General features: G+C 73.9%; 8 protein-coding genes. All 8 read right to left on the bottom strand.

The window, feature by feature from the left end; genetic code table 11:
* On the bottom strand, window positions 1-1,275 hold a 1,275-nt coding region (locus AB0B35_RS17505; RefSeq protein ID WP_361046308.1), incomplete at its 3' end, for an Hsp70 family protein.
* A 175-nt stretch (window positions 1,276-1,450) separates the two neighbouring features.
* Window positions 1,451-2,143, bottom strand: a complete 693-nt coding sequence (locus tag AB0B35_RS17500; RefSeq protein ID WP_361046306.1) for a hypothetical protein — start codon at window positions 2,141-2,143, stop codon at window positions 1,451-1,453.
* 186 nt (window positions 2,144-2,329) lie between these two features.
* Window positions 2,330-2,851: a hypothetical protein gene (locus AB0B35_RS17495; RefSeq protein ID WP_361046304.1), complete on the bottom strand. Its 522-nt coding sequence runs from the start codon at window positions 2,849-2,851 to the stop codon at window positions 2,330-2,332.
* Window positions 2,848-3,531, bottom strand: a complete 684-nt coding sequence (locus tag AB0B35_RS17490; protein ID WP_361046302.1) for a response regulator transcription factor — start codon at window positions 3,529-3,531, stop codon at window positions 2,848-2,850. Before AB0B35_RS17490 ends, AB0B35_RS17495 begins: the two co-directional genes overlap by 4 nt.
* Window positions 3,528-4,640, bottom strand: coding sequence for a sensor histidine kinase (locus tag AB0B35_RS17485; protein WP_361046299.1), 1,113 nt, complete (start codon window positions 4,638-4,640; stop codon window positions 3,528-3,530). The genes AB0B35_RS17490 and AB0B35_RS17485 overlap by 4 nt, the downstream gene beginning before the upstream one ends.
* A gap of 92 nt (window positions 4,641-4,732) precedes the next feature.
* Window positions 4,733-5,383, bottom strand: coding sequence for a hypothetical protein (locus AB0B35_RS17480; protein ID WP_361046297.1), 651 nt, complete (start codon window positions 5,381-5,383; stop codon window positions 4,733-4,735).
* Window positions 5,384-5,445: 62 nt separating this feature from the next.
* Window positions 5,446-5,856: an ACT domain-containing protein gene (locus tag AB0B35_RS17475; protein WP_361046295.1), complete on the bottom strand. Its 411-nt coding sequence runs from the start codon at window positions 5,854-5,856 to the stop codon at window positions 5,446-5,448.
* A 78-nt stretch (window positions 5,857-5,934) separates the two neighbouring features.
* The gene (locus AB0B35_RS17470) at window positions 5,935-7,554 is read right to left on the bottom strand and encodes a molybdopterin-dependent oxidoreductase (RefSeq protein ID WP_361046292.1); all 1,620 of its coding nucleotides are present in this window, start codon (window positions 7,552-7,554) and stop codon (window positions 5,935-5,937) included.
* Window positions 7,555-7,635 lie beyond the last annotated feature (81 nt).

Raw genomic sequence — 7,635 nt, 5'->3', positions numbered from 1 at the left:
CCCGGCCGCGACGCGGTGCTCCAGGAGGATGCCTTCGCGCTGCGCGGTCAGGTCGTACACCCGGTCGTCGGCGGTGCGCACCTGGGCCAGCGCCGCCCCGGGGCCGTACTGCTGTCCCGGACCGGCCAGCCAGCGCACCAGCCTGGCCCGGCCGTCGGGCAGGTCCCAGCTCAGCGGCTCCATGCGCCACGACGCGGTGTTGGCCGGCACCCGCCGCGCGACGACCCGCCCGGCCCAGCGCGCCGCACCGCGGATCACCGCGTACTCCGGCTCGCTCGGCTGGCGCACGGGGCGGCCCAGCTCGGCGTGCAGCACCGCACGGGCCGTGGGCAGCCGTGACGCTCCGCCGACCAGCAGCACACCGCCGACGTCGGCGAGGGTGAAACCGGCACGGGCGACGACCGCGCGACAGCTCGCGACGAGCCAGCGCAGCGCCGGTTCGGCCAGCCGGTCCAGGACGGCCCGGTTCAGCCGGTACGGCGGGGCGTGCGGGGTCATCCGGTCCACGACCTCGTCGGCCTCGGCCAGCCGGTGTTTGACCGAGCGGACGAACTCGCCCGCCGCGAACCGGGCGTGCAGGCCGGTGTCGCCGCCGGACTGCAGCGCCGGGGCGAGCCAGTCGTGCAGCGCCGCCCGCAGGTCGTCGACGAGCAGCCGGTCGAAGTCCTGGCCGCTGCCCGAGGTCTCGTCGGCGAGCACGTCGGGGCGCTCGCCGTGCATCCGGGCCAGCGTCACCGTCCACGACGCGCCCAGGTCGCAGACCAGCACCAGGGCGCCGTCCGGCTGGTCGCCGTGGGTGTAGGGGTCCATGACCGCGGCGGTGGCGTCGGCGACCAGTTCCACGTCCGGGAAGCCGGCGTCGCTGGCCAGCGCGATCAGGGCGCTGCGGCGTACGTCGTGCGCGGAGTAGGAGGCGGGCACGGTCAGCGCCAGCCGGTCGACGGTGACGCCGAACCGGCGCTCGGCCTCCTGCCGCACCGTGTGCAGGAAGGCAGCCAGGACCTCCTGGCCGGAGGCCTGCCGCTCGCCGAGCCGGACCGGTTCGCCGCTGTCCAGCGACTGCCGCGGCCCGGTGGCGAAGCAGCGGGGCAGCGCCTCGCGCCGGCGCACCGCGGCCGTGCCCACGAGCAGGGCGTCGCCGTCGAGGCAGACCGCCGACGGCCAGCTGAGCGCGCCGGTCACCGGGCAGGGCACGGGATGGACCTGCGCGCCGACGACCAGCGCGGCCGTGGTCTGGTACGTGCCGAAGTCGACAACCAGGAGGTGCTGTGCCATAGCGAGCTCCCGAGTTTTCCTCGAAGCGGCCCGGACTGACGCCGTCGTCTGCCGCGTTGATGGTCGCCGATGCTAGTGACCGCCTGTTGCATGCGGGTTAACCGTTCGCGTGTGGGCGTTAACTGACCCGGCGTGCCGCCGGCCGCGGCGTCCACGTGCGCGCGACCGGAGCCGGTCAGGCCACCAGGAATTCGAGCTGTTCGAGGGCCTGACCGAACCAGTCCGCCGCCTCGGGGTCGGTGGTGGCCAGGAACGCCGCCTCCAGCCGGTGCGCGGGAACGCCCGTACGCAGCCAGTCTCTGACCTCGTGGTGATAGCGGTCGTCGCGGGAGAAGGTCCAGCCGAAGGCCTCGATGAACCAGGCCAGGTGCATCGTCGCGGTCTCGCCGGGCTCGCGCGCCCAGACCGTGAGGTACGGCTCGACGGTGTGCCCGTTCTCGGCGGCGCCCCGGAGCACGGCGTCGACGCTGAGGGCCGAGCCGCGATCGGTGAGGATCTGCCGCATCAGCGCCGTCAGGTATGCCTCGACGGCCGCGAGCTCGGCGGCCCCCCAGGCCGACCCGTGGTACCGGACGTTACTGAGGGTCTTGGTCAGCAGGTGGTCGTCGGGCTGCTCGCCGGTCGCGAACAGTTCCAGGATGCGGGGCAGGAAGTGCCGTAGATCCGCCTCGTCGCCCCAGGTGGACAGCAGCTTGAAGGTGAACCGCCGCAGATCGGCCGCGGTCAGCCGGCGCAGCGGCGTCCGCTGCAGGACCAGGGCCTCCTCGTCGCTCACACAGTGACCGCAGTAGCCGATGCGCTCAGCGCGCGGGTGCCGGGCGAACGCGGTGTAGAGGTGCTCCACGGCCGCCTGCAGATCGGGGTGCATGCGGGGATGCTAGGCGAACCCGGAGCGGGTCTTCGCGTTCTTTTCCGCGTTCGGGCCGGCTGGACCGCGATGTGTCCACATCCGACGAGGGGCGGCGTTCGGCTTCACCGGGCTGCCGGCGGCCCGCGGCGATGGGAAGGGCGCCTTCTACAACGCGGAGCGTTGTGAAGGTGCCCTTCCTTTCCCTCAGCGGGTTTTGCCCCAGGGTTTGTAGGTGGACAGGACGGTGGCGAGGGTGAGGACGATGACGGAGGCGATGGAGCCGTCGAGGACCTGCCGGGCGGGGCCGGTGAGCAGGCCGGCGCGGGCGGCGTCGACGGCGTCGAGGAGGGCGGGGTGGCGGGTGAGCATCGGCACGACGAGCACGGCGATGTTGAGCACGAGTTTGACGGCGACCCACCAGTGCCGCAGCAGGCCCCAGTGGCTGCCCAGGCCGAGGATGACGCCGGTGACCAGGGCGGCCAGGCCCAGCGGCAGCATCGCGGCGGTGTCGAAGGACAGCATCAGGGCGTACGTCGTGGCGCGGGTGGCCGGGTCGTCGGCGGCCTGCGCGGTCAGGGCCATGACGAGCAGCGCGTAGGCGACGCCGAGCCAGCCGACCGAGGTGACGATGTGCGCGGTGAGCAGGAATCGGCGGGCGTTGCGGGGCAGCCGCGGCGGGCCGGGCCGGGTGCGCGCGCGACGGGTGGGGGTGTCGAGGGCGGTCATGGTGCGTCTCCTGTCCAGCCGGGCCGGACCAGGCCCGATTCGTACGCCTCGACGACCAGGTGGGCGCGGTCGCGCGCGCCGAGTTTGACCATGGCCCGGCTGACGTGGGTCTTGGCGGTGGCGGGGCTGACGAACAGCCGCTCGCCGATCTCGTCGTTGGACAGCCCGGCGGCGACCAGGGCCATCACCTCGCGTTCGCGGTCGGTGAGCGCGTCCAGCGCGGCGAGCCGGGCGGAGTCCTTGGGCCGCCGTGAGCGCTGGGCGTACTCGGCGATGAGCCGCCGGGTGACGCCGGGTGACAGCAGCGCGTCGCCGCGGGCGACCACCCGCACGGCCTGGATCAGGTCGGCGGGCTCGGTGTCCTTGACCAGGAAGCCGCTGGCCCCGTCGCGCAGCGCGTCGAACACGTACTCGTCGAGGTCGAACGTGGTCAGGATGACCACCTTCACCTCGGTCAGGGCCGGGTCGGCGGCGATGCGGCGGGTGGCTTCGATGCCGTCCAGGCGCGGCATGCGGATGTCCATGAGCACGACGTCGGGGCGCAGCGCGGCGGTCTGGCGTACCGCCTCCTCGCCGTCGGCGGCCTCGCCGACCACGGTGATGTCGTCCTGCGCGGACAGCAGGGCCCGGAATCCGGCGCGGACCAGTGCCTGGTCGTCCACCAGCAACACGTTGATCATGAGGTCTCTCCGGTGGGCAGGACCGCGCAGACGGTGAAACCGCCCTCGGCGCGCGGGCCGATCGCGACCGTGCCGCCCAGCGAGGCGACCCGCTCGCGGATGCCGGACAGGCCGTTGCCGTCGGCGGTGTCGCCGCCGCGGCCCCGGTCGGTGATGTCGAGGACGAGCTCGTCGGTGTCGTAGCCGATGGTCACCTGGGCGCTGTCGACGCCGGCGTGGCGGTGCACGTTGGTCAGCGACTCCTGCACGATCCGGTACGCGGCCAGGTCCACGGGCGTGGGCAGCTCCCGCGGCGTGCCGGTGACCCGCACGTCGACCCGCAGCCCGGCCCCGGCGAACCGGGCGACCAGCTCGTCGAGCCGGTCGATGCTCGGCGCGGGGCTGCGCGGGGCCTGCTCGTCGACGGCGCGCAGCACGCCGAGGGTGGCACGCAGCTCGCGCAGGGTGTCCCGGCTGGCTGTCTTGATCGCGGCCAGCGCGGTGCGGGCCTGCTCCGGGTCGTCGTCGAGCAGGTGCAGCGCCACCCCGGCCTGCACGTTGATCAGGGAGATGTGGTGGGCGACGACGTCGTGCACCTCGCGGGCCATGCGCAGCCGCTCGTCACCGATGCGGCGGCGGCGCTGCTCGATGATCCGGTCCCGGTTGGCGGCGACGACCTGTGCGATCAGCAGTACGCCGACCAGCACCGCCCCGGCCACCACGCCGCGCCACGGCAGCGCGTGGTTCGTCCAGCCGAGGAACACGAACACGAGCCAGCCCGCGGCGGCGGTGCTCCAGGCGGCGACCCGGTGGCCGAGCACCACGGCTCCGACCAGGGTGAACAGGAACGCGAGGAAGAACGGCCCCGGCGGGTAACCGATCGCGACATACGCGCCGGTCAGCGCGGCCACCGCGGTCAGCGCGGCGACCATGTGCACCCGCCACAGCCACATCGCCGCCGCCGAGCCCATCAGCAGCGCGTACCCGAGCCAGTTCAGCGGCCGGAAGTCGACGTCGATCTCCGTGGCCGCCACCCGGCTCGCGAACGTCACCCCGACCACCTGGATGAAGGCGATGAGCAGCGGAAACAGCCACCGTCGGCGGCGCGGGTAGTCGTGATCCCAGGTCATGCCCCCACGCTAGGCCCGCCACCACCCTCCCGTCGTCGCACACCGGGAGTGCTCGGTGCTACTCCGCCGGGAGTAGTCGGGCAGGCGGGACGTCAGCGGCGCGGCTGCCCGCTCCGGCTGCCACGACCGCGGAACCGTTCGATCGCCGCACCCACCATCATCGCGCCGCCGACCGACGAGAGCGCGACGAACACGGTACGCGGTGCCCACAGCACCCCGCCTGCCAGGACGGCGATCGCGGCGGCCAGGGTCCCGATCGTGGCAGCCGTTCCGGTCGCCTCGACGGGCGCGGTCGGCGGCGGCGTCACCAGCCCGTTGCGGATCAGGGCGTACGTGCGCAGCCCGTGGACGAGGTCGGCGGGCGCCCGGCCGTGGCGGACGAGGAAGCGCGCGTCCAAGGGGCCGGTGGCGGGGTCGTCCTCGCCCGGCCAGCCGTAGTCCATGGCGCGGAGCAGCTCCGCCCGGCCGACCTGCCGGCATCCCGCCGCCTTGGCGGTCTTGCGGCGGCGGGCGAAGGCGTCCAGCTCGGCGAGCCATGCGTCGCGGCTCAGGTCCAGGGTGGCCAACGCGGCGAGCATGGCGTCCGGTTTCCGGAGGTCACCATGGCGATCGGCGAGAAATGCCAGGGTGCGCCCGTAGCCGAGCGGGGCGTAGGCCGTCACGCACCTGCGGAACGCCGCGGCACGTCGCGACACCGGGAGCGAGGCGTCGCGCACCTGCCGGGCCGCCGTGGAAAAACTCACCCGGGGACCTTAGCCGGGCCTCCGGAGACTCGGCGCGGTATTTGCCGGTGGGGCGGTCGTGGTCAGGCGTTGACCGGGCGGGTGGCGGTGGACAGTCCGGCCAGCACGGCCATCGCCTGGTCGGCGTCGGCGCAGCCGACGAACAGGTGGTCGTGGAAGTAGCCGGCCACCACGTTGCAGCTGATGCCGACGTCGGCCAGCGCGGTGGAGACGGCCGCGGTGAGCCCGACGGCGTCCAGCGCCGAGTGCACCCGCAGCGTGATCCACGCGGCCACGAAGTCGTACGGCAGCCCCGCCGCGTCGGCCTCGGCGCGCATCACGACCAGCGTGGTGCCCTCCGGCTCGGCGACCATGACGACCGGGTGCACGCCCGGCGGCACCGCGCCGGTGACGGTGGTGAAGACGTACTCGTACGGGTGGCGCTGGGGCTGCAGCCCGTGCAGCAGCGCACCGAGATCGCGTTCTCCGGTCACGCCACACATGATGTCAGCTCCGCGGGTCATCTCAGGGCACCTCACTCCGAGCGGTGATTCGGTCCGGACCGGGCGGTGTCACGCCACGGTCACCAGGACGCTCTGCCAGCCCGACGCCCCGTCGGGGAACGGATCGGCCCGCTGCTCGGTCTGCAGGGCCCCGGTGCCGTCGACGGCGCGTACCCGCAGCGTGTGGCTGCCGGCGGTGGCGGCCGGCCAGTTCCAGGTCCACTGGACCCAGGTGTCGGTGGACGGCACCGGCAGCAGTGTGGCCTGCTGCCACGGCGCGTCGTCGACCTGGACCTCGACCGCGCTGATGCCGCGGTGCTGCGCCCAGGCGACCCCGGCCACGGGCACCGTGCCCGCCGTGAGCCGGGCGAACGCCTTGGGCCGGTCGATGCGGGAGGCCGTCTTGACCGGGCCCATCGCGGCCCAGCCGCGCTGCACCCAGTACGCGTCGAAGCTGCTGAACGTGGCCAGCTCCAATGAGGTGATCCACTTGGCGGCGCCGACGTAGCCGTACAGGCCGGGGGTGAGCATGCGTACCGGGAAGCCGTGCTCCGCAGGTAGGGGCCGGCCGTTCATGCCCAGCGCCAGCATCGCGTCGCGGCCGTCGAGCACGGTGGCGACTGGGGTGCCGATGGTGATGCCGTCCGCACCCCGGGCGACGATCTGGTCCGCGCCGGCCTGCACACCCGCGGCCCGCAGCAGCGGCGCGAGCGGCACGCCGAGCCAGCGGGCGTTGCCGACGTACGGCCCGCCGACCTCGTTGGACACGCAGTTGAGCGTGATGTCGCGTTCGATGAGCTGCTGCTTGAGCAGGTCGTCGAAGGTCAGCTCGGTGGGCCGGTCGACCATGCCGGTGAGCTGCAGGGTCCACTGGCGCGGGTCGACGCGCGGCACGGTCAGTGCGATGTCGACGCGGTAGAAGTCCTGGTTGGGCGTGTAGAAGCCGGGTGTCTTCTCCGGCGGCGGCCCGGGGTCGGCGGGAGCGGGCAGCGTGATCGCCTCGCGGGCCTCGTCGGCGGCCTGCGCCCCGCTGCGCCGGATGATCGCGGCCAGGCCGCCCGCGAGCGCGGTGCCCAGCGCGACCAGGCCGGCCGCGATCAGGAACGAGCGCCGCTCGGTGCGGCCGGTTCGCTGGGAGGGGAGCACGGCCGCGCTGTCGTCCGGACTCGCCTCACCGGCTCCTGCGGCGGGGATCGCCGCGGGGTCACGCGGGTGCGCGCCGTCGACGGCCGTGGTGGGACCGACAACCGGTGGCGGGGCCGCGGGGGCGGCTTTCGGGGCCAGCCAGGCCAGCAGTCCGGCGGAGACGGCTCCGGCGAGCAGGGCGGGCAGGGCGTCGATCGGGCGGGCGGTGGGCCGGGTGAGTGCTGCGGCCGCGCCGACCAGGCCGAGGGCGCCGATGGCGAGCAGTGCCGCGGTGCGGTGGTGGACCGCGAGCACGCCGACGGCGGCGGCCAGCGCGGCGAGCACGACCAGGATGGTGCCGATGAGCAGAGGCTTGTCGTACGTGCCGAAGGTCGCGACCGCGTACTCCTTCACCGGCGTCGGCGTCGCGTCGATGACGGTGCCGCCGATGGCGACCAGCGGCGAGGACTCGGGCCGCACCAGCGAGGCGACGAGTTCCCCGGCGGCGACGCCGCCCGCGGCGGCGAGCAGCCCGCTCAGCGCGGGACGGATGAGCTGTCGCATGGCAGTCCTCCTCAGGAAGTCAGGAAGGGCGCCTTCCGTGCGGAAAGCGGTGAGGCTCGTGCCGCCCAGGCGCCCTTCCTG

It is taken from the genome of Catellatospora sp. NPDC049133 (assembly GCF_040648455.1).
Classification (GTDB): domain Bacteria; phylum Actinomycetota; class Actinomycetes; order Mycobacteriales; family Micromonosporaceae; genus Catellatospora; species Catellatospora aurea.
Note: the sequence above shows the minus strand (reverse complement) of the source record. Positions and strands in the feature narration are given on the sequence as shown.

Bases quoted from the DNA above. Each gene is read 5' to 3' on its own strand.
- AB0B35_RS17500 (WP_361046306.1), bottom strand. From the start codon at position 2,143: ATGCACCCCGATCTGCAGGCGGCCGTGGAGCACCTCTACACCGCGTTC.
- AB0B35_RS17495 (WP_361046304.1), bottom strand. From the start codon at position 2,851: ATGACCGCCCTCGACACCCCCACCCGTCGCGCGCGCACCCGGCCCGGC.
- AB0B35_RS17490 (WP_361046302.1), bottom strand. From the start codon at position 3,531: ATGATCAACGTGTTGCTGGTGGACGACCAGGCACTGGTCCGCGCCGGA.
- AB0B35_RS17485 (WP_361046299.1), bottom strand. From the start codon at position 4,640: ATGACCTGGGATCACGACTACCCGCGCCGCCGACGGTGGCTGTTTCCG.
- AB0B35_RS17470 (WP_361046292.1), bottom strand. From the start codon at position 7,554: ATGCGACAGCTCATCCGTCCCGCGCTGAGCGGGCTGCTCGCCGCCGCG.